Origin of the sequence: Marinobacterium lacunae, assembly GCF_000705555.1 — a bacterium.
GTDB lineage: Bacteria > Pseudomonadota > Gammaproteobacteria > Pseudomonadales > Balneatricaceae > Marinobacterium_D > Marinobacterium_D lacunae.
Map to the genome: position 1 here is coordinate 16628 of NZ_JMQN01000036.1, position 22475 is coordinate 39102.

Consider the following 22475-nt stretch of genomic DNA (forward strand, 5'->3'; position numbering starts at 1 on the left):
ATCAGCCTCGCTCTGAAGCTCCGGATTGCGCCATCAGCGCCTCGATATCGGCAACCGCCTTGGGTACACCAACAGTGAGCACTTCACACCCTTGCTCGGTCACCACCACGTCGTCCTCGATGCGGATACCGATGCCGCGCCAGCGTGGCTCGACGCTCTCATTGGTGGGCGATACGTAAAGACCGGGTTCCACGGTCATGACCATACCCGGTTCCAGCGGACGCCACTGGCCATTGACCTTGTAGTTACCCACATCATGCACATCCATACCCAGCCAATGACCGATACGGTGCATGTAAAACTCTTTATAGGCACCGGACTCGATCAGAACATCGACCTCCCCGTCGAGTAGACCTAGCTCAACCAGCCCTTCGGTCAGCAGCCGAACCGACAGGTCATGCACCTCGTTCCACGGCAGTCCCGGCCGGATGCTCTCGATACAGGCTTCGTTGGTCTTCAACACCAATTCGTATAACGCGCGCTGTTCCGGGCTGAAGCGCCCGTTAACGGGAAAGGTGCGGGTGATGTCGCTGGCGTAGCAATCCAGCTCACAACCGGCATCGATCAACACCAGATCGCCATCATTCAGCGGTGCATCGTTTTCGATGTAATGCAGGATGCAGGCGTTTTCGCCGCCACCGACAATCGGGCTGTAAGCCTGAAAACGTGCGCCGGCATTCATGCAGTGGTTCACAATGGTGGACTCAAGCCGATATTCGAATCCGGCCGAAACGGCGCTTTTCATCGCTTCGCAGTGCGCCTGCGCCGATATCTGGGCCGCGCGGCGCATGATTATCAGCTCCTCTTCGTCCTTGAACAGTCGCATTTCGTGCAGAATGTTATCCAGCAGCACCAGCTCCTCAGGTGCTTCGGCCCCCAAGCGTGCCTTGGCGCGCACGGCGTTCAACCAGCCCCGTACGCGGCTATCGAGCGCATCATCGCTACCCAGTGCGTAGTAAAGCCGGCGGGCACCATCCAGCAGTACCGGCATCTGCTCATCCAGCGCGTCGAGATTGAACGCCTGATCAGCGCCGAAGCGTTCGACACAACCTTCAGGCCCTGCCCGGTAACCGGTCCAGATCTCCATCGCCGGGTCCCGCGGTGGACAGAACAGAACAACCTGCCCCTCCTCGCGTCCGGGCTTTAGCAGTAACAGCGCATCCGGCTCGTTAAACCCGGTCAGATAGTAGAAATCGCTGTTCTGCCGAAAGGGGTATTCAGCATCCCGGTTGCGGGTCGCCAGCGAAGCGCCAGCCACCAGCGCGACACTGCCCTCGGGCAGCTGCTCAAGCAAACGGCGGCGACGCTCGGCATAACATTGCTGACTGATTTTCATATCCGCTATCGGCTCCTTTCGTACGGGATCAGTGCAGAGTCGGAGGCGGTGTCTGCTTCGCCTCATCCTCTGGCACTCGGTTGCACTCGTTGAACATCAGCATGGCGGCCATGCGTACATATTCCTGCACTTCCATCAGGTCAGCCTCGTCCTCATCGGAATCGGCATCGCTGTCAGCGGCGATCTGCGCAATCTGAGCCAGATCCTGCAGCCCCTCCTGCGCTTCGGTCGACAGCTTTTGCTCCTTACGGGTGTGCAGACCAAAGCCGCTCAGAAAACCATTACACCAGCTGCCCAATGCTTCGGCGCGCTGCACCAGGAGTTGCTCGTCATCCGGCACCAGCAGTTCGAAACCGAAATCGTCTGACTCGTACTGAGCAAGGGTACGCTGATACAGTTCAAGCAGGCCCAGTTTAGTAGCTTCGTTTTTCAGCGCACTGACATCCATCAGCTCCTGCAACACTCGCAGCAGCGTATCGGCATCGAAACGGGCTCCAGCGGCCAGTTGTCCGGCAAGCAGGCCGTGCAGCTCAGCAGGCGATACCGCCAGCACGCCCTCCTCTATCAGCAGATTGGCAACAAGGTCGAAATCGGGCAGGACAACGGCGGTGTCGGATTCGCGGGTCATAGGCTCGGGATAGTTTTGTGATCGGGTATGGGATACGGAACGCAATTCAGCCATCGGGGTCTGAGGCTGCGTCCGTCGAATCGTTCCTATGCTAGCATCTCGCCCAGATCAGGGCCACGCGAGCACGCCGCTTCGAGGCGCTCAATTGACCCCCAGGTTGGCGCTGTTTATAGTCGCCGGAGTGCCGGCCACCGTGAATACGGTCGTCGTTAACTTCGGTCCGCCACCTGATGGCACAGAGGCAAAGATATGTCGGAACACTACTTTAATGCACTCGAACAGAAAATCGATCGACTGCTGACCCGACTGCAACAGCTGGAACGGGAGAACGGCCACCTACGCGACCAGGAGGCACGGCTGCGCGAAGAGCGCGCCCAACTTCTGCAACTGCACGACCAAACCCGGGATAAGGTAGAAGGCATGATCTCCCGGCTTAAAGCACTGGAGCAACAATCATGAGTCAGGATGCACGTACAGTTACGGTCAAACTGCTCGACAAGGAGTACACCATCAGTTGCCCCGATGGAGCCGAAGCGGAGCTGCTCGCTTCAGCAGACTACCTTGACGCCAAAATGCGCGAGATCAAAACCAGCGGCAAGATTGTCGGGCTTGAGCGTATCGCCGTCATGGCTGCACTGAACATGTCCCACGAGCTGATTCGAAGCCGTGAACAGAGCCGCTCCTCGGTCGAGATGCAGCTTCGTCGCCTTGGACACAAGATCGATCAGTCGCTAGAGCGGATGGAGCAGCCCGATACCCCGCCTGAAAATCTCTCATGATGAAAAATACCCATATTTTTCAAGGCGCTAACACGCGCGTAGCAAAAACGTAAAAAATAACAAGAGCTGACATTCAAATCGTCCGGCGTATAATGAAGGTCACTTCCTGGGGTGTTCGATAGTCGGTTAAGTCCCTCGAGCCGATAATCAAATACCTGGGTTGGCCTACAGGTGTTGTGTGCATGTCCGTGCTTCGGAAAGCCTAATATGCCTGTCGGTTTCCCCACTCTGAACCTTAGGGTTCAGGGCCAATACCGACGCCGGCATCCTGGGAGGCCCACCTTGAACTCACCCCCCCCGACCATCGATACCCAGCGCCGCACATTGCGTCAGCAGATGCGCCGAACCCGACGCGCCCTGAGTGCCGCCCAGCAACGCGCCGCTGCGACAAACCTCTTGCGTCAGGTGCGTCATCAACTCTGGTTCCTAAAAGCCCGTCATATCGCGCTCTACCTGCCCAACGACGGCGAAATAGATCCTTCCTTGCTGATCGAGCTCTGCTGGAAGATGAAAAAGCGCGTTTATCTGCCCGTGTTGCACCCGATCCGGCATAACCGCCTGTGGTTCCTGCCCTACACCCGGCATACGGCGATGTGTAAAAACCGTTTCCGCATACTGGAACCCAAGCTGCAATATCACCCCCGCCGACCGGGCTGGGCGATGGATCTGGTGATGTTACCGCTGGTCGCGTTTGATGCTGCCGGGAACAGAATGGGTATGGGGGGCGGATTTTATGATCGCACTTTCAGCTATAAACGAGCAGAGAAAGGTATCAAAGGTGCAAGACTGATTGGGCTTGCCCATGATTTTCAGAGAGTCGGGGAGTTGCCGGTACAACCTTGGGATGTACCGCTATTCGGAATCGTGACCGACAGGGCAGCCTATCTGTGCCGCCGCTGACAATCAGCTATTGAAAACCTGCTGTACCAATGCCGTAAATTGGACGTCGGTCTGGGACACGCCCGTCATGATTGCTCCGACAACAAAAACCAATACCAGCACCAGCACGAGATCAGGGCTTTTTTTCATTTTTCAGAGTACTTCCGTCGATCTAATTAGAGGGTGGTTTTCTAACACGCGTTCGACATAGACATTTAATCGGCGGAAGTGTTCCAGAATCGAGTAAAAAATCAACTCTTTTTGCCAAATTCCTGTTTTTCATCAATCTCGACCCGGTTTTTGCCCCTGTTTTTGGCAAGATACAGTGCAGAATCGGCTCGACTGATCGTCAGCTCCTGATTTTCGCCGATACGCCACTGGGCCACGCCAAAACTGCAGGTAACCGCCTGACCGCCGATCATGACCTGCTCCTCGATAGCCTTGCGCAGTTTTTCAGCCAACATCCGACCACCCTGGATATCGGTATCCTGCAGCAATATCAGGAACTCCTCTCCCCCCCAGCGTCCAAAACTGTCGATACGACGTATATGCTCGCGCACGGTGGACACGACCCTGACCAGCACGTCATCACCGCTGGCATGCCCAAAGGTATCGTTTACCTGCTTGAAGTTATCAATATCGAAATAGATCAACGCCAGCGGTATCCCGCTTCGCTCGGCCAACTCGATAGCGCTTTCGATCTGCGCCGCAAGATTTCGCCGGTTGCTGATTCCGGTCAGACTGTCCTCTCGGGCCATTCGGGCCAACCGCCGGTTTGTCGCGCTGATAAGATAGAAACGGTATCCAGCCAGAAGCGCCAGCACCAAAATCCCGATCAGTACGTTTCGCACCAACGCCTCATCGATACCACCACTGGCCTCGACCGGCTGCCAGCGCGATAGAATCTGCTCACGCTCCTCGTGCCCAACATCGGTCAGCGCAATATCCAACAACCGTATCAGCGGGGCTTGGTCACCGTGAGCGGCAAACCCCAACTCGAAGCTGTCGCTGAGCGCCGCATCGAGCACCAGCCCCGCGCTCCCCGAGCGTTGCATCTCCAGCTCCAGTGTTAGCCGGGCATCCACAAAGGCGGACAGCCGTCCCTGGCGTACCTGTTCCACCCCCTCCTCAACCGTCTCTACCCTCATGACCTGTAACTCCGGGAAACGCCTCAGCAGTAACCGATCAAGATCATGATGACGCAACACGCCCACCGGCCCCGGCAGCAGCTTTGGGTGTGCGATAGTTCCCCCGTCATCGGATACTGCTTCACCCAGCACCGCAACCATCGGTGTGGTCATGAACGGGCGCGAGTAATAGAGCGGATCGCCGGAGGGTACAGTGGACATGATCCCGGCAATCAGATCGCAGCGATTCTCAGCAAGCAGCCTTCTGGAGGACTGCCAGGAATCACTGCTGACCACGTGATAATCAAGCCCGATACGCGAGATAATATGCTCAACATACTCGGCCAGCAGGCCCGTCGATTTTTCATCTTTCAGCCACTGCAAAGGTTCCCAGTCGCGATTTTCGCACACCCTTACAGGTCCGAAATTACGCAAGTAATAACGCTGAAAGGGGGTAAAACGCATTGATGCGCTGGCCGTGCAACACAACAACATTCCGCTTAAATCGGCATCTGGATCGACACTGGTAGCAATCCGATAGATGCTGGCCATTGAGTTGAAGCGATCCGGGCTTAGCGTGCCAAACCGTCCCTGATCATCAAACGCCAGCGCACGCAACGCGCTCCCCTCAAAGATCAACGCTTCACGGCTGCGCTGCTGAGTGTTGTAATGCGCAAGAATAACGTCAGCAGTTTCTTCAATGTTTTCAAATGCGTACATCCACCCCTTTATCGAAGCGTCGCGGAATCTAAGCACCATGTCGAAACGCGCATCGGCCAGATCGCCGCGTGTAAACAGGATGTCGGAGTACATCGGAAAGCCATAATCCTGTGGATGGATCAGGTTATAGTCGATCCCCCGTCTTTCCATCTGGAACGGCTCATTGGATACATAGGAGGCCATCGCATCGGTTCGGCCCTCGATCAGGTCCGCAATATCATAGGAGGGCTCCTGAACCTGGATATCATCAAGTGTGATGCCGAACTTGAGCATCATCGCGATAACTTCCGATACCTGGACAGCATCATCCGTCACCATAATACGTTTGCCACGCAACCCGCCGGGATCGGCAATGCCGCTGTCGGCCCGCGTGAGCAGCATTAGAGGGGAGTGCTGGAAAGCCGCCATTAGTGCGACGACATCCACGCCATGGAGCTTGTCCAGCAATAGAGAAGAGCGCCCGACGCCGAACTCCGCACGACCACTCATGACCTGATCGAGCGGCGCCCGGTCAGGATCGACTTCGATCAACTCGACAGATAGCCCGGCATCCCGGTAAAAACCCTTCTCCACCGCCATGTAGTAGCCGGCGAACTGAAACTGATGCTTCCATGTCAGCTGCAGACGCACCTCTTCCAGTACCGTCTGAGCGTGAGTCAGGGCCGATACCAGGAGCAGCAGCACTGAGACAAACAGGCGCGGAATCAAACGCATCGAGTCGCTCCAAAAACCTTACCTGATTTAAGGCTATGCACCGGCCATCAAATACTCAAGGCGATTACACGCTCCAGGTTGTGCCAGATCAGATCAGCAGTTTCAGCATTATCGGCATCGTCAGCATCGAAATTAGTGTCTGCGCGGTGATGATATTCGCCATCATCGGCGCATCGCCTCCAAGCTGGCGTGCCAGAATATAGGAAGCCGTAGCCGTGGGCACCGCGGTGAATATCAGCATCACCTGACTGGCCATCAGATCCAGCTCAAACAGACTCGACAACGCGACCGCCAATACAGGAAAGAGTAGCAGCTTTACGACAATTGCTATCAACACCGGTGTACCACTGCCTCTTATCATGCGCAGATCGATCGCCGCACCGACCGCCAGCAGACCCAACGGCAATGCCATCCCGCCCAGCAGATCAAGAACGGGCCGGGCCGGACCTGGCAGCCCCAGCCCAGACAGATTAAGCGCAATGCCCAGCAGACAGGCGAGAATCAACGGGTTGGTCGCCAGCGTTCTGAGCACCCCCTTCAGGGTCGGCCGCGACTGGCCGAACCAGGCAAACACCAGCACACACAGCAGGTTAAGGGTGGGAATCATCACCGCTGTCACAACAGCGGCCAGCGCCACGCCAGGCCCCGGTATCAAAGCGGCACTGGCAGCCAGTGCCACATAAGTATTGAAACGCATCCCGCCTTGATACACCGAGGTGAACTGAGCGTTGGGGAAACGAAACACCAGCCGCAATAGCAACAGAATGAGCGTACCGATTATCAGCAGAGCCAGCACAGCCAGCACCAGTTGCAAGGTCTGGGCACCGCCTAGCTCGGCACGACTGAGGCGACTGACCAGCAGCGAAGGAAACAGCACGTAGTAGGTCGCGCGCTCCGCAGGTGGCCAGAACGCCGCTCCGGGAAAATCGGTCCGCCTTGCCAGATAACCGAGCAAGAGCAATGCAAACAGTGGCCAAAGCGCAGTGAGAATACCGTCCATAGTTGTTTATACTCAGGGAACAATGAATAGGACACCGGGCAACGGTGTAAATAAGCCTACATGGAGCCCCTTATAATGACATCTCTGGTAATGAGTTTTATAGGTCGCGACAAGCCGGGTCTGGTTGGCCTGCTCTCGAAGACCATCGCCGAGCACAAGGGCAACTGGCAGGAGTCGGGCATGTCCCGCCTGGGCGGACAGTTTGCAGGCATTCTGGTGATACAGGTTCCGGAATCCGAGCAGGACGCGCTGATCAGCGCACTCAAGGACCTTGAGCAACAGGGCTTGAGGGTAAGCGTCGAGCGCAGCGACAGTACCGAGGACACGGAATCTACCCGCGCTGTCACTCTGGATCTAATCGGCCACGACAAACCCGGCATCGTACGCGATATTTCGCGTGCACTGGCCGAGCTGCATATCAACGTACACAAGATGCAGACTGAGCTGACCTCCGGTTCCATGTCGGGCGAACTGCTGTTCAAGGCCTGCGCCGAACTTCAGGTACCGACGCCGGTCGATCTGGACGAGCTTCAGGACAAACTCGAGGCGATCGCCTCGGACCTGATGGTCGACATCACGCTGAATTGACCGATCATGAGCCGGTACTGCGATGCAGAGCCGGCTCATGCTGCTCCAGCCGCCACAGCAACGTCATCAGTACAGCCCCCAGCGCAACCATCGCCGCGGCGATATAAAGCCCCAGATCGTAGTTTCCCGACGCCGCTGCCAGCATGCCGGTGATAGCCGGAGCCAGTATCTGCGCGACGCCATATGACAGCGTCATGCGCCCCATCAGCTTGGCAGGCTTAGTCGGGTAGAAACGCCCTGCCATGGTCAGCACAAGGCCGACACAGCCAATAAACGTGCCGCCAAATAGCGCCGCACCGAGCAGCGCGCCTGCAAGCGTGGGCACCCACACCGGCAACACGATGCCCACAAGCTGCAGCAGATAGGCCAGAAACAGTGCCGGCACATACCCCACCCGACGCGCTACCCGGTCCCAGGCGATCACCGCCGGAGCGGCCGCAAGACCGAGTATCAGAAACGCCCAGTTACCGCTGCCCTCAAGACCTGGCTGGCGGGCGACGATATCGACGATAAACGTGGCACTGATCACATACCCCCAACCAGCACAGAAATAAGCTGCCAGCATCAGACGGTTGAACAGTGGCGCAGGTGGACGGTCGACAAGTGACTGCCCTGCGGTGGTCTTGCCTCCGGTATCGGGCGGCGGCATCCAGCGCCAGGCCGGTATGGCCAACAGCAGTGCCAGCAGCGCGAACCCCAGCCACTGATGACGCCACTCCATCGCCGAGGCGCTAAACAGCTCCACGATCACTGAGCACAGAGCGATACCCACGCCCATACCAATAAAGTGAATACCGAGTTCGGAACGGTACTGATGACGGATCAGCCAGTTGAGAATCAACGCGCTGGCCAGCAGCAGGCCGCCCGCCGCGCTGAAGCCGGCGATCAGGCGCAATACTGACCAGAGCAGATAGTGTTGGGTTAACGCCATACCGGCAGTCGTCAGCACCGCCAATACCAGGCACAGGCGGTAAAGTCTGTCCTTAAGGCGCAGATCCGATACCGCAGCGGCAGTGAAGGCGCCCCCGAGGTATCCGATGTAGTTGAAGCTTGCCAACCAACCGCCCAAAGCGGTATCGAGAGGGGTTTGCGCCAACATGACCGGCAGCAGGGGCGTATAGGCAAAACGCGCCACGCCGACGGTCACGATTAGACTGAGAATACCAGCACCCAACACCTGCCAACGCTTTTCCATCCCCGCTCCTTAGACGCCCGATAAGGGCATGGATTTCACGACGCAGGTACCGGGTGTTTTGTCGGTGGTGATCAGTCTGCACGCGCGGCCAGCAGATCGCGGCCGCGGGAAACTGCCGCGAGCACCTGATCCGGAGCCGTACCGCCAATATGGTTACGTGCTGCGACCGATCCTTCCAGTGTCAAAACGTCGAATACGTCCTCGCCGATGACATCGGAGAACTGCTGGAGCTCCTCAAGCGACATGTCGGACAGATCCTTGCCAGTCTTGATACCGTATGCCACAGAGAGGCCGACGATCTCATGGGCATCTCGGAATGCCACGCCCTTGCGCACCAGATAATCGGCCAGATCCGTTGCGGTAGAGAAGCCACGGCGTGCCGCTTCACGCATCTGGTCCTTGCGTGACTCGATAGCGGGGACCATGTCTCCGAAGGCACGCAGACAACCCTTCACGGTGTCGACCGCGTCGAACAGCGGCTCCTTGTCTTCCTGGTTATCCTTGTTGTACGCCAGCGGCTGCGACTTCATCAGTGTCAGCAGCGACATCAGGTGGCCATATACCCGGCCGCTCTTGCCGCGCACCAGTTCGGGTACGTCCGGGTTCTTCTTCTGCGGCATGATCGACGAGCCGGTACAGAAACGGTCCGGCAGGTTGATGAAGTTAAACTGAGCCGAGGTCCAAAGCACCAACTCTTCTGACATGCGTGTCATATGCATCAGCAACACGCTGGACGCCGCACAGAACTCGATGGCGAAGTCCCGATCAGATACCGCATCAAGGGAGTTGCCGGCCGGCGCGTCGAACTGCAGCAGTTCAGCGGTGTAGTGACGGTCGATCGGATAGGTAGTACCGGCCAGCGCCGCCGCGCCCAGCGGCATGATGTTCACACGCTTGCGGCAATCAGCGAAACGTTCGTAATCGCGCGACAGCATCTCGAACCAGGCCAGCAGGTGGTGACCGAAGGTGACCGGCTGAGCGGTCTGCAGATGGGTAAAGCCCGGCATGATGGTATCGGCTTCTTGCTCGGCCAGATCCAGCAAACCCTGCTGCAGACGGCTGATCTCGGACAGGATCAGATCGATCTCGTCACGCATGTATAGACGGATGTCGGTAGCCACCTGATCGTTACGGGAGCGACCGGTATGCAGTTTCTTGCCGGTGATGCCGATCTTCTTGGTCAACGCCGCTTCGATGTTCATGTGCACATCTTCCAGTGCCACCGACCACTCGAACTCACCACGCTCGATCTCGATGCGGATTTCGCTCAGGCCGCGGATGATATCGTCACGCTCCTTGTCGCTGAGCACTCCAACCTTTTCCAGCATGCGGGCATGCGCTATCGAGCCCTGAATATCCTGCTTATAGAGGCGGCGGTCGAAATCGACAGAGGCGGTAAAACGCGCCACGAATGCATCTGTCGGTTCACTGAAACGGCCACCCCACTGCTGATTGGTCTCTTTGCTCATACCCTTTACCTCACTGGCGCAATGTCGGCCCTGCGTTCGAGAGCCGGTGAAATTTTCGATGCCGAGATTATACAGCCCTTTTGCGCCTGTTTGTCAGTTCTCCCCCATACCTGCTCAATTCCCCGTTCGCACTCTGTAGACACACGACATCATTAGGCATAAGCCTTATTTTGAGACTTTTGATCTCATTTTATTTGACATCAGAGCCCAACAAAACTATTTATATCGAGACATTTAGTCCCAAAATAACAAAAGGAACAGGATATGACGCTGAACAAACGCGGTCTCGCCACTGCCACCCTCAGCCTGCTCAGCAGCGCTCTTTTGGCAGCAAGTTTCTCAACCACAGCAGTGGCTGCCGACGATCAGGTTCGCTGGAAAGTACAGGCGGTGTTCAATACCAACTGGCCCGGTCTGGGCAACCCGATCCGACTGGTCGAAGAGTCGCTGAACGAAGCCAGCGATGGCCAGGCTCAGATCAAGGTGTTTGAACCGGGCAAAATTGTGCCGCCCTTTGGTATCACCGAAGCGGTGAAGAACAAACAGATTCCGGCCGGTTATGCCTGGCTGGCTTATGACCAAGGCAAGATGCCCGCTGCAGCGCTGTTCGCGGCCGTTCCTTTCGGTATGGATCCGCTAGGCTATAGTGCCTGGTGGTATGAGGGCGGCGGCCATCAGTTGGCGGAAAAACTGTATGCCGAGCACAATATCCACCCGATTCTGTGTTCTATTACCGGGGCCGAAACCGCGGGCTGGTTCCGCAAAGAGATCAACACGCCAGAGGACCTTAAGGGCCTCAAAATCCGCTTCGCTGGTCTTGGTGGTAAAGTGCTGCAGAAACTCGGCGCATCGGTCACCGTTATCCCCGGCGGCGAGATCTTCCCGGCTCTGGAGAAGGGCGCCATCGACGCCACCGAGTTTGCCACCCCCGCTATCGACGAGATGCTCGGCTTCGACAAAGTCGCCAAGCACAACTACTTCCCCGGCTGGCACCAGCCATTTACCGCAAGTCACCTGGTGGTCAACACCGATGTCTGGAACGCACTGAGCAAATCGAAGCAGTCGCTGATCGAAACGGCCTGCACGGCCGCTACGTTCCGAGGTCTGGCCTACAGCGAATCACTACAGGGTGCAGAACTGGAAACCTTCGACAGCAAGGGTGTGACTCCCCACCGCCTCAGCCCCGAGTTGATGTCCGCACTGGAAAGCGCCACCAACGAGGTGATGCAGGAAACATCCGCTTCCGACCCGATGTTCAAAGAGGTGTACGAGTCGATGAAAGGCTTCCAGCAGACCTACAGCAAGTGGCACAAGCTGGGCACGCTCTGATCGGGGCGATCTGCGCTCAGCAACTCAGGGCGGGGTCATAACCCCGCCCCTTCGATCCGACAAGACTCAACCGGAACCACGGTATGAACCAACTGACTAAACAGGCCTCAGCCCAACCGGCAGAGGTCCAGGCACCGCACGCCTTCGACCTGGAGCAACTGGTGCACCACACCGCGTTGCCGCACACCCGGCTTTCGCGTGGCTTCGACCGTTTCATCGATGCCGTTGCCTCAGTCGCGCATTGGAGCTGGGTGGTGCTGATGGCCGTTATTCTGCTCAACGTCATCTTGCGCTACGCCTTCGGCGAAGGACATATCGAGCTGGAGGAGCTGCAGTGGCACCTGTACGCCATCGGCTGGCTGATTGGGCTCTCTTTCTGCTACGTGGCCGATGACCATGTCCGGGTTGATCTGCTGCATGAAAACCTGGGGCTCAAAACCCAGGCCGTAATCGAACTACTGGGCATCCTGTTCCTCCTGTTGCCCTTTGCCGCCACCGTAATGTGGTACGCACTGCCGTTCGTGCAGTACTCGTTTGAGATGCACGAGGTCTCCATGGCGCCGGGCGGTTTACCCTATCGCTGGATTATCAAGGCCGTACTGGTTTTAGGGTTTGCATTACTGCTGATAGCGATGCTCTCGCGCCTGAGCCGTGTCTGTTCCCTGCTGTTCCGCTTTCCCCGGGCTCTGAATGCGCCCACAGAGGAGGTTCGCAATGGAGATCAATGAGATCCTCGCAATCCTGATGTTTTCCAGCTTCATCGTTCTGCTGTTCACCGGCTTCCCTGTGGCCTGGGTGCTGGGCGGAGTGGCACTGCTGTTTGCCATGATTTCCATGGTCGCCGATCAGATGTGGGATGCCTGGATCGGTATCGACTGGCAGTATGTTTCCATCGTCGTGCCCCGTATTTGGGACGTGATGACCAACTGGGTGCTGGTTGCCCTTCCGATGTTCGTCTTCATGGGCCTGATGCTGGACCGCTCCGGTATCGCAGAGGACCTGATGACCAATCTGGTGCGGCTGTTCGGCCGGGTACGCGGCGGCCTGGCGATCACCGTCACCTTCGTGGGCCTGCTGCTGGCGGCCTCCACCGGCATTATCGGCGCATCCGTGGTGCTACTCGCACTGCTCGGCATCCCCATGATGATGCGACAGGGTTACAGCCATGAACTGGCCTGCGGCACTGTGTGCTCTACCGGTACGTTGGGCATTCTGATCCCGCCCAGCATTATGCTGGTTATGATGGGCGACCGCCTCGGCGTACCGGTGGGCGATCTGTTTTTGGGCGCGCTGTTCCCAGGCCTTCTGCTCGCCGCCCTTTACATCGGTTACATCTTCGCCGTTGGCTTGCTCAGCCCCCACTCGGCACCGGCCCCCAAAGATGCTGAGCCGGTAACTCCCCTGCTGATTGCCAAGGTTTTTATAACCGTGTTGCCCGCTGCCGGGCTTATCCTGGCCGTGCTTGGCTCTATCTTTGCCGGTATTGCCACGCCCACGGAAGCCTCAGGCGTAGGCGCTTTCGGCGCCACTATGTTGGCTCTGATCAAGAAACGGGTTGATCTGAAGGTGCTGTATGAAGTCGCTCGCGAAACGACCAAAACCACGGCCTTCATATTTGCCCTGCTGCTTGGTGCAACCGCGTTCTCGCTTGTTCTGCGCGGACTGGGCGGCGATGAACTAATCGAATCAGCCCTGACCGGCCTGCCGTTCGGACCCACCGGGATCGTCATCACCATTCTTGCCATTACCTTCGTACTGGGCTTCTTCCTCGACTGGATCGAGCTGACGTTGATCATCCTGCCGCTGGTGGCGCCGGTCGTTAGCGGACTGGGCTTTGACCTGGTCTGGTTCACCATCCTGTTCGCGGTTTGTCTGCAGACCTCCTTCCTGACACCTCCGGTCGGATTCGCGCTTTTCTACTTGAAAGGTGTTGCACCGGAGGGGATCACCGTCGGCACCATTTACCGCGGCGTACTACCCTTTATTGCCATGCAGTTGCTCGGATTGACGATCGTATTCTACTGGCAGCAGATCGTGACCTGGCTGCCCTCAATGGCTTACTCCAACTGATTATTTCGGAGAACAACAATGAGTAACCGAATCATTCTACCCCGCCTGCTGGAGGTGGGAGCCGGTGCTAGCGGTAAGGCCCCAGACGTTCTGGCCGCACTGGGATGCTCCAACCCGCTGATCATCACCGATCAGATGATGGTCAAACTGGGTTATGTCGAAAAGCTTCAGGCGGTCCTGAGCGGCGCTGGCCTGCAAAGCGACCTGTTCGCCGACACTCTGCCCGAGCCCACCGAAGCGTCGATCGTCGCTGGCGTGGAAAGGGTCAAGGAGGGCAGCTATGACTCGATTATTGCGCTCGGCGGCGGTAGTCCGATCGACTCAGCCAAGGCGATCTCGATACTCGGCAAATTCGGCGGCCAGATGCGGGACTATAAATTTCCCCGTGATGTCAGTGAGCAGGGGCTGCCGATCATCGCCATCCCAACCACTGCCGGCACCGGATCTGAGGTGACCCGCTTCACCATCATCACCGATGCGGACAAAGACGAGAAGATGCTTTGCGTCGGTCAAGGCTTCATGCCAGTTGCCGCGCTGATCGATTTTGAACTCACGCTGACGCTGCCGCCACGTGTCACCGCCGACACCGGTATCGACGCGCTGACACATGCCATAGAGGCCTATGTCAGCGCAAAAGCCAACGCCTACAGCGACTCACAGGCACTAGCGGCGATGCGCCTTATCGGCCCCAACCTGCGCCGGGCTTACCACACCCCGGACGATCGCGATGCTCGCGAGGCGATGATGCTCGGCTCCACCTTGGCCGGTGTTGCGTTTTCAGCAGCTTCCGTCGCACTGGTACACGGTATGAGTCGCCCTATCGGCGCGTTCTTCCACGTCCCCCACGGCCTGTCGAACGCGATGCTGCTACCCACGGTGACGGAGTTTTCACTGGCCAGCGCACCGGATCGATACGCTGACTGCGCGCGGGCGATTGGTGCCGCGCTGCAAAGCGATGACACAAACGCCGCCAATGCCAAACTCGTTGCCGAACTGCGCGCCTTGAACAAGGAGCTGCAGGTACCGAGCCCCGCAGAGTTCGGTATCGAGGAAAGTCGTTATTTCGAACTACGCGCCACCATGGCGGAACAGGCTCTGGCGTCCGGATCACCGGGCAATAACCCACGCGTCCCCACTGTCGATGAACTGATTGAGCTCTATGCAGCCGTCTGGAACCAAGAATAATACCGATCTGGAGAACACCCGCATGACTAGCATCACCAATTTTATCAACAACACCCGTACTCACAGTGAGTCAAGCCGTACAGCGCCGGTATATAACCCGGCTACCGGCGAGCAGACTGGTACTGTGACCCTGTCCACCGCCGATGAAACCCGCTCAGCAATCGCGGCGGCACAGGCAGCTTTCCCGAACTGGTCCAAGACACCGTCAGTTGTGCGTGCCCGTGTGATGTTCAAATTCAAAGAGCTACTCGAACAGAATCGCGACAAGCTGGCAGAGCTGATCAGCGCAGAACACGGCAAAGTGTTCTCCGACGCTATGGGAGAGATTACCCGCGGCATGGAAGTTGTTGAATTTGCCTGCGGAATTCCTCATCTGCAGAAAGGTGAGCACTCACTCAATGTGGGACGCAACATCGATTCCGACTCGCTGATGCAGCCTCTGGGTGTGTGCGCCGGCATTTCACCCTTCAACTTCCCGGCGATGGTACCGATGTGGATGTTCCCGGTGGCCATCGCCTGCGGAAACACCTTCGTCATGAAGCCCTCCGAGAAGGATCCGAGCGCCACCCTGTTCATCGCCGAACTGCTGGCCGAAGCTGGTCTGCCTGAAGGAGTCTTCAACCTGGTCAATGGCGACAAGGAAGCGGTTGATGTGTTGCTCACCGACGAACGGGTGCAGGCGGTCAGCTTCGTTGGATCCACCCCGATCGCGCAGTACATCTACTCCACCGCGTCTGCAAACGGCAAGCGTTGTCAGGCGCTCGGCGGCGCCAAGAACCACATGGTTATCATGCCCGATGCAGACCCGCAGCAGGTGGTGAGCTCGCTGATGGGCGCGGCGTACGGCTCCGCTGGCGAGCGTTGCATGGCGATCTCCGTAGCTGTCTGTGTCGGTGATGAAGTGGCCGATAACCTTGTTGAAATGATGAAAAGCGAAATCCGCCAGATGCGTGTCGGGCCGGGTCTTGGCGTCGAGCCTGAACCACATATGGGACCGGTGGTCAGCCGTGAGCACCAGCAGAAGATTATCTCCTACATCGACAGTGGGGTAGAACAGGGCGCCACCCTTGTTGTGGACGGGCGCGGCTTTAAAGTAGACGGCCATGAAAACGGCTTCTTTGTCGGTCCGACCCTGTTCGACAACGTCACCACCGAGATGCGCATCTATCAGGAGGAGATATTTGGCCCGGTACTGGTCGTCGTGCGCGTTGACAGCTTCGATGACGCACTGAAACTGATCAACGACCACGAGTATGGCAACGGTACCGCCCTGTTTACCCGTGACGGCGATACCGCTCGTCAGTTCGAGGAGAACGTGCAGGCTGGCATGGTCGGTATCAATGTCCCCATCCCGGTACCGATGGCATTCCACTGCTTCGGTGGCTGGAAACGCTCCGTCTTCGGACCGCTCAACATGCACGGTTCCGACGGTGTACGTTTCTTCACCCGCATGAAGACCGTAACCCGTCGCTGGCCTACCGGTATCCGTGCTGGAGCCGAATTCTCCATGCCGACCATGAAGTAAACCCCTGCTCCCTGGCCCGTGCTGAATTTGCCGCCCCTGTGGGCGGCTTTTTTATAGCTTCAGCAGAGGGTTACAGCGATCGCCAACAGTGATCGTCCGACAGGGCGATATATATCGTGATCGATGCCTGTATACTCTCTCACTGGTATCTATCCACAGCGGAAACTCACTTACCATGAGCAACACACGCCGGGAAAAGGGCTCTTCGATTCTGCGAGTACTGGAGATCATTGAATCGGTCGCCAACGCCAGCAAGCCAATGACACCGACGGAGCTGGCCAATCACCTCGACATCCCCAAGGCAACCGGTCATCGGCTGGTACAGACGCTGGAGAAAGAGGGCTTTCTTCAGACCAATATGCGAGGCTTTGTGGTGCCGGGCGCACGCCTTCACCAAGCCGCCCTCGGCATCATCTACGCCGGCCGTTACAAAGCCCAACGCAGGGCTATCTTGGAACACCTGTCCGATCAGGTTGGCGAGACCTGCGGACTGGCCATTCCAGATGGTACCGAAATGCTCTACTTTGATCGCGTGCAGGCAAACTGGCCACTCCAGATCAACCTGCCGGTGGGCAGTCATACCCCCAGTTGGTGTACCGCCAGTGGTAAGCTTTATCTGGCGAGTCTGCCGTTATCTCAGCGCCGCTTGATGCTTGAGAATCTGCCGATTGAGCAGCTATCACGCAACACCATCACCGACCCGGAAGAGCTTCTCGACGAGTTGGCCAATATCGAACAGCTGGGAGTCGCTGTTGATAACGAGGAGTTCATCGACGGCATGGTCGCTTTTGCTGTGCCCGTGCGCGATGCCCGGAACAGGCTGATTGCCTGCCTGTTCACCCACGCACCGGTGATACGCTGCTCGCTGGAGGACCTGCTCAGGTTCGAACCTCAACTGCGTGAGGCCGCTCGCCAGTTGGAGCAGATCATTCAAGTGCCCGCGCAAAGCTAAGGTCGCACCCAGCGCCGATTCAGCAGCGATTTCTGATACACTTAGCCCCATTTACGTTCAGTATTTGGGGCTAAGTCCCGCCCCCGGAGAGATCGCGAGTGACTGAAACTACAGCTCAAAACAGAATCATCCGTATCGCTACCCGTCGCAGCCTGCTGGCACTCTGGCAGGCCGAGTATGTCAAGGCCGAGCTGGAGCGCCTACACCCGGGAATCGCCGTCGAACTGCTCAAGATCGAGTCTAAAGGTGACAAGATTCTCGACACCCCGCTGGCCAAGATCGGCGGCAAGGGCTTGTTCGTCAAAGAACTGGAAACCGCGATGCTCGAGGGTGACGCCGATATCGCCGTTCACTCGATGAAAGATGTGCCGATGGAGTTCCCGCAAGGACTCGGACTGGCTGTTATCTGCCCGCGCGAGAAGCCCACCGACGCCTTCGTCAGCAACCACTACGCCCGTTTTGAAGACCTGCCTCAGGGCGCCGTCGTCGGCACCTCTTCACTGCGCCGCGAGGTACAGATACGCGAACGGCGCCCCGACCTGCAGGTACGCTTCCTGCGCGGCAATGTACAAACCCGTCTTGGCAAGCTAGACGCCGGCGACTACGACGCCATCATTTTGGCAACCGCAGGACTGGTACGACTTGAACTAGGCGAGCGCATCCGTCAGGAGATCCCGCCCGAGGAGAGCCTTCCGGCCGGCGGACAGGGCGCTGTGGGTATCGAATGCCGAACCGATGATGCCGAGCTGGTCGAACTGCTCAAGCCCTTGAACCACACCGAGACCGCATACCGGGTGCTTGCCGAGCGTGCCATGAACCGCCGGCTCGAGGGCGGTTGCCAGGTACCGATCGGTTGCTATGCCACGCTGAACGAATCCGGTGACGAGATTTGGCTTCGCGGCCTCGTAGGTCGACCGGATGGTACCAAGGTACTGCGCGACGAGATCCGCGGCCCGGTCGATCAGGCCGAGCAACTCGGCATTACGCTGGCTGAACGCCTGCTCGCAGCCGGTGCCGACACCATACTGCAAGAGGTCTATGCAGAGCGTGGTTGATCGACCGCTACAGGGGCTTCGCGTACTGGTCACGCGCCCGGCACATCAGGCCCGGGGGCAGATCGAGCAGTTGCAGGCGCTGGGTGCCGAGCCCATCGCCCTGCCGCTGCTGGAGATAGTCGAAGTGGATGAATCGGATGCTGCCGCCTTCCACAACATCAAGGCGCGGATTCTCGATATCGACCTCTACGCCGGTGTGATATTTGTCAGCCCCAACGCCGCCCGTATAGGTGCACGCTGGATCGACGAGTACTGGCCACAACTCCCCGTGGGCGTCCATTGGCTGGCGATCGGCGCCGCCACGGCGGGGGTACTGGCCGAGCTGGATATCCCGGCCTACCATGTCGCTGGCGGCTTCGACTCCGAAGCCCTGCTGGCCGACCCGCTGTTACAGCACATTGCCGGACAGCGATTTCTGATCATCCGCGGCGAAGGTGGTCGCGAGCTGCTGGCCCAGACACTCAGCGCGCGCGGTGCCAGTATCGACTACGCTGATCTGTATCGCCGCGAGTGCCCGCAGTACAGCAGCGAGCAAATCAAAAGTACTATTTATGCGCAGAGGTTATCCGTTATTCTGATAACCAGCGGCGAGGCTCTGGAAAACCTGCTGGAACTGGCAGGCCCGGTGCCTGATCTACTGAGCACTGAACTCATTGTCCCGAGCCGGCGCATCGCAGGGATCGCCGAAGCGCGGGGTTTTTCTCGAATCAGGATAGCGGACGGACCGGATGACACGTCCATGATCCGCGCAATACGACCTGCCGACTGACTGGAACTGATGGCATGAACGATACCCGCAAGCCCGAAGAACAAACCCAGGACAACACGCCCGACCAGCAGCCCACCGATACGGAAAAGGATGTCGGCAGCACCGCCGACGCCCCGCCGGCTGCGGCGACCGCTAGCACTAGCGAACCGAGCCAGTCGAGTACGGATTCAACCAAGAAACCCGATACCCAAAGCGCTCCCGCCACCAGCACCAAGCCGGTCAGTGAGCCATCCCCTCCGGCGAAAAAGCCCCCCACCCCGCCCCGACAGGGTTCAGGCTGGGCAGGTAAACTGGCGCTATTCTGTTCTATCGTCGCACTGGCGGGGGTTGCCTATCTGTTCTGGCAGGGCTGGCAGCTCAAACAGACCAATGCCAGCAACCAGAGCAGTCTGACACAGCAGGTCGAGACCGCTCTGGCCAATGCCCGCGCCGACGTTGCCGACCGTGTTGGCGGTGTATCCCGTCAACTGGGCAGCCTACAGGCCCAGGCCGAGGCGGAAAAACAGAATATCGATCAACTCCAGCAGCGCCTGACCGATGCGATCAAGCAGGTCAACGCAACCCGTGAAACCTCGCGGGAGGACTGGTTACTGGCCGAGGCGGAGTACCTGCTGCGTCTGGCAAACCAGCGCGTATTGATGGAGCAAACAGCCAATGGCGCCCTGAGCCTCCTCAAGGCCACCGACAATATCCTGCGCGAGTCCGATGATGTTGCCCTGTACAACGTACGTCAGGCACTGGCCGAGGACATCGCGGCACTGGAAGCGGTGCCGTTACTGGATACCGAAGGCACCTACCTGAAACTCGCGGCCCTCAACCGTCAGGTCGACGATCTGCGCGTCACGCCGATCACCGACAAGCGCAAATTGCCCTCCATGCTGGAGGAGATCACGCCCGAGTCCGTTGAACAGAGCTGGACCGAAGGCGCTGCCGCAGCCTGGAACAGGGCTGTGGACAAGTTCGAGAAGCTGGTCGTTATCCAGCACCGCGACGAGCCTATCGAACCGCTAATGTCGCCTGAGCAGACCTACTACCTGCAACAGAACCTGCACCTGATGCTGGAACAGGCCCAGCTGGCACTGTTGCAACGCAAGCAGCAGGCGTTCGACGCCAGCCTCGACAAGGCGTCCCGCTGGATTGACACCTACTTCGACGAAAAAGATGCGACCAGTCAAGCACTGCTACGCGCCCTGAAGGAACTCTCGGCGCTGAACATTGCACCGGAACTCCCGGACATCTCCGGATCGCTGAAAGCACTCAAGGAACACCTGCGTGAGATGGCGCGGCTGAAACAGGAGGCCGGGCAATGAAACGCTTTTTTATCCTGCTGCTGATCCTGCTGCTGGCCGGCGCATGGCTCGGCCAGCTGATGGTGCAGGATCCCGGTTATGTGCTGGTGGCCTACAAGGAAACCACCATCGAGACCAGCCTGTGGGTGCTGCTGCTCATGGCGATCATCGCCTTTGCCGTGCTGCATACCCTGATCAACCTGATCAGCCGGGCCCGCGTCCCGGCGCGACGCATGCGCAGTTGGCGCGGACAGCGTAACCATCGCATCGCCCAGAAGAAGACCCTCAAAGGGCTGATGGCACTGTCAGAAGGCAACTGGTGGAAAGCCCAGCGTTATCTGAGCCAGGCCGCCGAGCGCAGCGAACAGCCGCTGATCAACTATCTGGCCGCCGCCAAGGCCGCCCATGAACAGGGCGATGCCTCTGCCGCCGACAGCCTGTTGCAGAAAGCCCGCGAATCCACACCCCAGGCGGAGGTCGCCATCGGCATTGTGCAGGCCCAGATTCAGCTCGCCCGGGGCCAGAACGAACCGGCGCTGGCGACTCTGCTGCACCTCAAGCACCTGGCACCCAAGCACAGCTATGTCCTTAAGCTGCTCAAAGAGGTGTATGTCCGCCTGAACGATTGGGCAAGCCTGAGCCAGTTGATGCCCGACCTAAAGCGCCACCAGGTGCTGCCGGATGAGCAAATCGGCAAGCTGGAGTCGACGGCTGCCGAAAACCTCCTCAAGCAGAGCCTGAACAACCAACCGGCGGAAGCGGACAGCAAAACCCGACTGCAGGCGGTGGCCCATACCTGGCAGTCACTGCCGCCGAACTGCACCCACAACCAGCAGCTGATCGAGCAATACTCCGAGTTGATGATTCAGGCCGGCAGCGCAGACGAAGCCGAAAAGATGTTGCGTGAGCAGATCAAGCGCAACTGGGATGAGAAACTGGTCGCGCTCTACGGTCGAATCGCCGGCAGCTCACCGCACAAGCAGTTGGAGGTCGCCAAAGGCTGGCTGAAGAAGCATGATGACAGCCCGGCGCTGGAACTCACGCTCGGCCGCCTGTCGATGCAGAACCAGCACTGGGGCGCGGCAATCAAGCACTTCGAACGCAGCCTCGAGCTGCAGCCCAGCGCCGAAGCCTATGCCGAACTGGGCCGCTTGCTCAGCCACCTCGGCGAACGGGAGCGTGCCGCTGCCGCATCCACCCGGGGCTTCGAGCTGGTCAACGGTTCGCTGCCGAGCCTGCCATTACCGGAGGCCGAGGCGAAGCCTTTGCAAAACAGCACCGATTAAGGGATTGAATTCGAGCTCAATCGGCCGCATATCGGCTGATCCATGAGCAAGAGTTCGAGGTTTACAGAATATGGAAAAACAGCTTGAGCGCCTGATGTACCTGTCGCGCTGGATACTGGCGCCCATCTATCTCGGGCTCAGCCTGGCGCTGATCGCACTGGGCATCAAATTCTTTCAGGAGGTGTTCCACCTTCTCCCCCACGTGTTGGAGATCGGGGAAGCGGATATCGTCCTGGTGGTGCTGTCGCTGATCGACCTGACCCTGGTCGGCGGACTGCTGGTTATGGTGATGTTCTCCGGCTACGAGAACTTCGTGTCCCGTATCGACCTCGACGAGGGCGCCGAGAAGCTGAGCTGGCTGGGCACACTGGACACCAACAGCCTGAAGAACAAGGTCGCCGCCTCGATCGTGGCGATCTCTTCGATCCATCTGCTGAAGATCTTCATGGATGCCAAGAACTACGATAACGACCAACTGATGTGGTACGTCATCATCCACCTGACCTTCGTGCTCTCCGCCTTCGCCATGGGCATACTGGACAAGCTGACCAAGAAGCACCACTGAGCCGGATGCGACGCC

At 58.4% G+C, this 22475-nt stretch carries 21 protein-coding genes and 1 other RNA gene; 16 read left to right on the top strand and 6 right to left on the bottom strand.

What is annotated here, in order from left to right:
- Position 1: 1 nt before the first annotated feature.
- Together pepP and ADIMK_RS11240 are read right to left on the bottom strand one after the other, a co-directional pair.
- The gene (gene pepP, locus ADIMK_RS11235) at positions 2 to 1336 is read right to left on the bottom strand and encodes a Xaa-Pro aminopeptidase (RefSeq protein ID WP_036187926.1); all 1335 of its coding nucleotides are present in this window, start codon (positions 1334 to 1336) and stop codon (positions 2 to 4) included.
- Between the two features lie 28 nt (positions 1337 to 1364).
- Positions 1365 to 2018, bottom strand: a complete 654-nt coding sequence (locus ADIMK_RS11240; RefSeq protein WP_156042893.1) for a UPF0149 family protein — start codon at positions 2016 to 2018, stop codon at positions 1365 to 1367.
- 195 nt (positions 2019 to 2213) lie between these two features.
- Between ADIMK_RS11240 and ADIMK_RS11245 the strand changes: the two genes are divergently transcribed.
- The 4 genes from ADIMK_RS11245 (at position 2214) to ADIMK_RS11255 (ending at position 3643) form a co-directional block, all read left to right on the top strand.
- Complete coding sequence (locus ADIMK_RS11245) at positions 2214 to 2423, top strand: TIGR02449 family protein (protein WP_036187929.1); 210 nt, start codon at positions 2214 to 2216, stop codon at positions 2421 to 2423.
- Positions 2420 to 2743, top strand: coding sequence for a cell division protein ZapA (locus ADIMK_RS11250; protein WP_036187932.1), 324 nt, complete (start codon positions 2420 to 2422; stop codon positions 2741 to 2743). Before ADIMK_RS11245 ends, ADIMK_RS11250 begins: the two co-directional genes overlap by 4 nt.
- Positions 2744 to 2843: 100 nt before the next feature.
- Positions 2844 to 3022: non-coding RNA, 6S RNA (ssrS, locus tag ADIMK_RS21705), on the top strand.
- Between the two features lie 3 nt (positions 3023 to 3025).
- Positions 3026 to 3643 carry a 5-formyltetrahydrofolate cyclo-ligase gene (locus ADIMK_RS11255; RefSeq protein WP_255344276.1) on the top strand — a complete coding sequence of 206 codons (618 nt, stop codon included), beginning with the start codon at positions 3026 to 3028 and terminating at the stop codon, positions 3641 to 3643.
- A gap of 230 nt (positions 3644 to 3873) precedes the next feature.
- Here the strand turns inward: ADIMK_RS11255 and ADIMK_RS11260 are convergent, their stop codons facing one another.
- The gene (locus ADIMK_RS11260; RefSeq protein ID WP_036187935.1) at positions 3874 to 6183 is read right to left on the bottom strand and encodes a transporter substrate-binding domain-containing diguanylate cyclase; all 2310 of its coding nucleotides are present in this window, start codon (positions 6181 to 6183) and stop codon (positions 3874 to 3876) included.
- A gap of 88 nt (positions 6184 to 6271) precedes the next feature.
- Positions 6272 to 7183: an AEC family transporter gene (locus ADIMK_RS11265; RefSeq protein WP_036187938.1), complete on the bottom strand. Its 912-nt coding sequence runs from the start codon at positions 7181 to 7183 to the stop codon at positions 6272 to 6274.
- Positions 7184 to 7258: 75 nt separating this feature from the next.
- Here ADIMK_RS11265 and ADIMK_RS11270 point away from each other — a divergent pair, with 75 nt between their 5' ends.
- Positions 7259 to 7771, top strand: coding sequence for a glycine cleavage system transcriptional repressor (locus ADIMK_RS11270; RefSeq protein WP_036187941.1), 513 nt, complete (start codon positions 7259 to 7261; stop codon positions 7769 to 7771).
- A 4-nt stretch (positions 7772 to 7775) separates the two neighbouring features.
- Here the strand turns inward: ADIMK_RS11270 and ADIMK_RS11275 are convergent, their stop codons facing one another.
- Positions 7776 to 8966 (bottom strand): YbfB/YjiJ family MFS transporter, encoded by a 1191-nt coding sequence (locus ADIMK_RS11275; protein ID WP_036187944.1) that lies wholly within the window; start codon positions 8964 to 8966, stop codon positions 7776 to 7778.
- A gap of 71 nt (positions 8967 to 9037) precedes the next feature.
- Positions 9038 to 10435, bottom strand: a complete 1398-nt coding sequence (argH, locus tag ADIMK_RS11280) for an argininosuccinate lyase (RefSeq protein WP_036187947.1) — start codon at positions 10433 to 10435, stop codon at positions 9038 to 9040.
- Positions 10436 to 10699: 264 nt separating this feature from the next.
- Between argH and ADIMK_RS11285 the strand changes: the two genes are divergently transcribed.
- From ADIMK_RS11285 to ADIMK_RS11335, 11 genes are all read left to right on the top strand, one after another.
- On the top strand, positions 10700 to 11764 hold the full coding sequence (locus ADIMK_RS11285; RefSeq protein WP_036187950.1) for a TRAP transporter substrate-binding protein: 1065 nt from the start codon (positions 10700 to 10702) through the stop codon (positions 11762 to 11764).
- Between the two features lie 83 nt (positions 11765 to 11847).
- Entirely contained in the window at positions 11848 to 12492 is a 645-nt protein-coding gene (locus ADIMK_RS11290) for a TRAP transporter small permease subunit (protein ID WP_036187954.1), read from the top strand.
- A complete protein-coding gene (locus ADIMK_RS11295) occupies positions 12479 to 13834 on the top strand; it encodes a TRAP transporter large permease (RefSeq protein WP_036187957.1) in 1356 nt (451 codons plus the stop codon). Before ADIMK_RS11290 ends, ADIMK_RS11295 begins: the two co-directional genes overlap by 14 nt.
- Positions 13835 to 13852: 18 nt before the next feature.
- Positions 13853 to 15019, top strand: coding sequence for an iron-containing alcohol dehydrogenase (locus tag ADIMK_RS11300; RefSeq protein WP_036187960.1), 1167 nt, complete (start codon positions 13853 to 13855; stop codon positions 15017 to 15019).
- A gap of 22 nt (positions 15020 to 15041) precedes the next feature.
- Complete coding sequence (locus tag ADIMK_RS11305) at positions 15042 to 16544, top strand: CoA-acylating methylmalonate-semialdehyde dehydrogenase (protein WP_036188321.1); 1503 nt, start codon at positions 15042 to 15044, stop codon at positions 16542 to 16544.
- Positions 16545 to 16719: 175 nt separating this feature from the next.
- Complete coding sequence (locus ADIMK_RS11310; protein WP_036187962.1) at positions 16720 to 17496, top strand: IclR family transcriptional regulator; 777 nt, start codon at positions 16720 to 16722, stop codon at positions 17494 to 17496.
- Between the two features lie 98 nt (positions 17497 to 17594).
- Complete coding sequence (gene hemC / locus ADIMK_RS11315; protein ID WP_036187964.1) at positions 17595 to 18551, top strand: hydroxymethylbilane synthase; 957 nt, start codon at positions 17595 to 17597, stop codon at positions 18549 to 18551.
- Complete coding sequence (locus ADIMK_RS11320; protein WP_036187966.1) at positions 18535 to 19320, top strand: uroporphyrinogen-III synthase; 786 nt, start codon at positions 18535 to 18537, stop codon at positions 19318 to 19320. The genes hemC and ADIMK_RS11320 overlap by 17 nt, the downstream gene beginning before the upstream one ends.
- Before the next feature lie 14 nt (positions 19321 to 19334).
- Positions 19335 to 20630: a uroporphyrinogen-III C-methyltransferase gene (locus ADIMK_RS11325; protein ID WP_036187968.1), complete on the top strand. Its 1296-nt coding sequence runs from the start codon at positions 19335 to 19337 to the stop codon at positions 20628 to 20630.
- On the top strand, positions 20627 to 21895 hold the full coding sequence (locus tag ADIMK_RS11330; protein WP_036187970.1) for a heme biosynthesis HemY N-terminal domain-containing protein: 1269 nt from the start codon (positions 20627 to 20629) through the stop codon (positions 21893 to 21895). The genes ADIMK_RS11325 and ADIMK_RS11330 overlap by 4 nt, the downstream gene beginning before the upstream one ends.
- 70 nt (positions 21896 to 21965) lie before the next feature.
- Entirely contained in the window at positions 21966 to 22460 is a 495-nt protein-coding gene (locus ADIMK_RS11335) for a TIGR00645 family protein (RefSeq protein ID WP_036187971.1), read from the top strand.
- Positions 22461 to 22475: the final 15 nt, after the last annotated feature.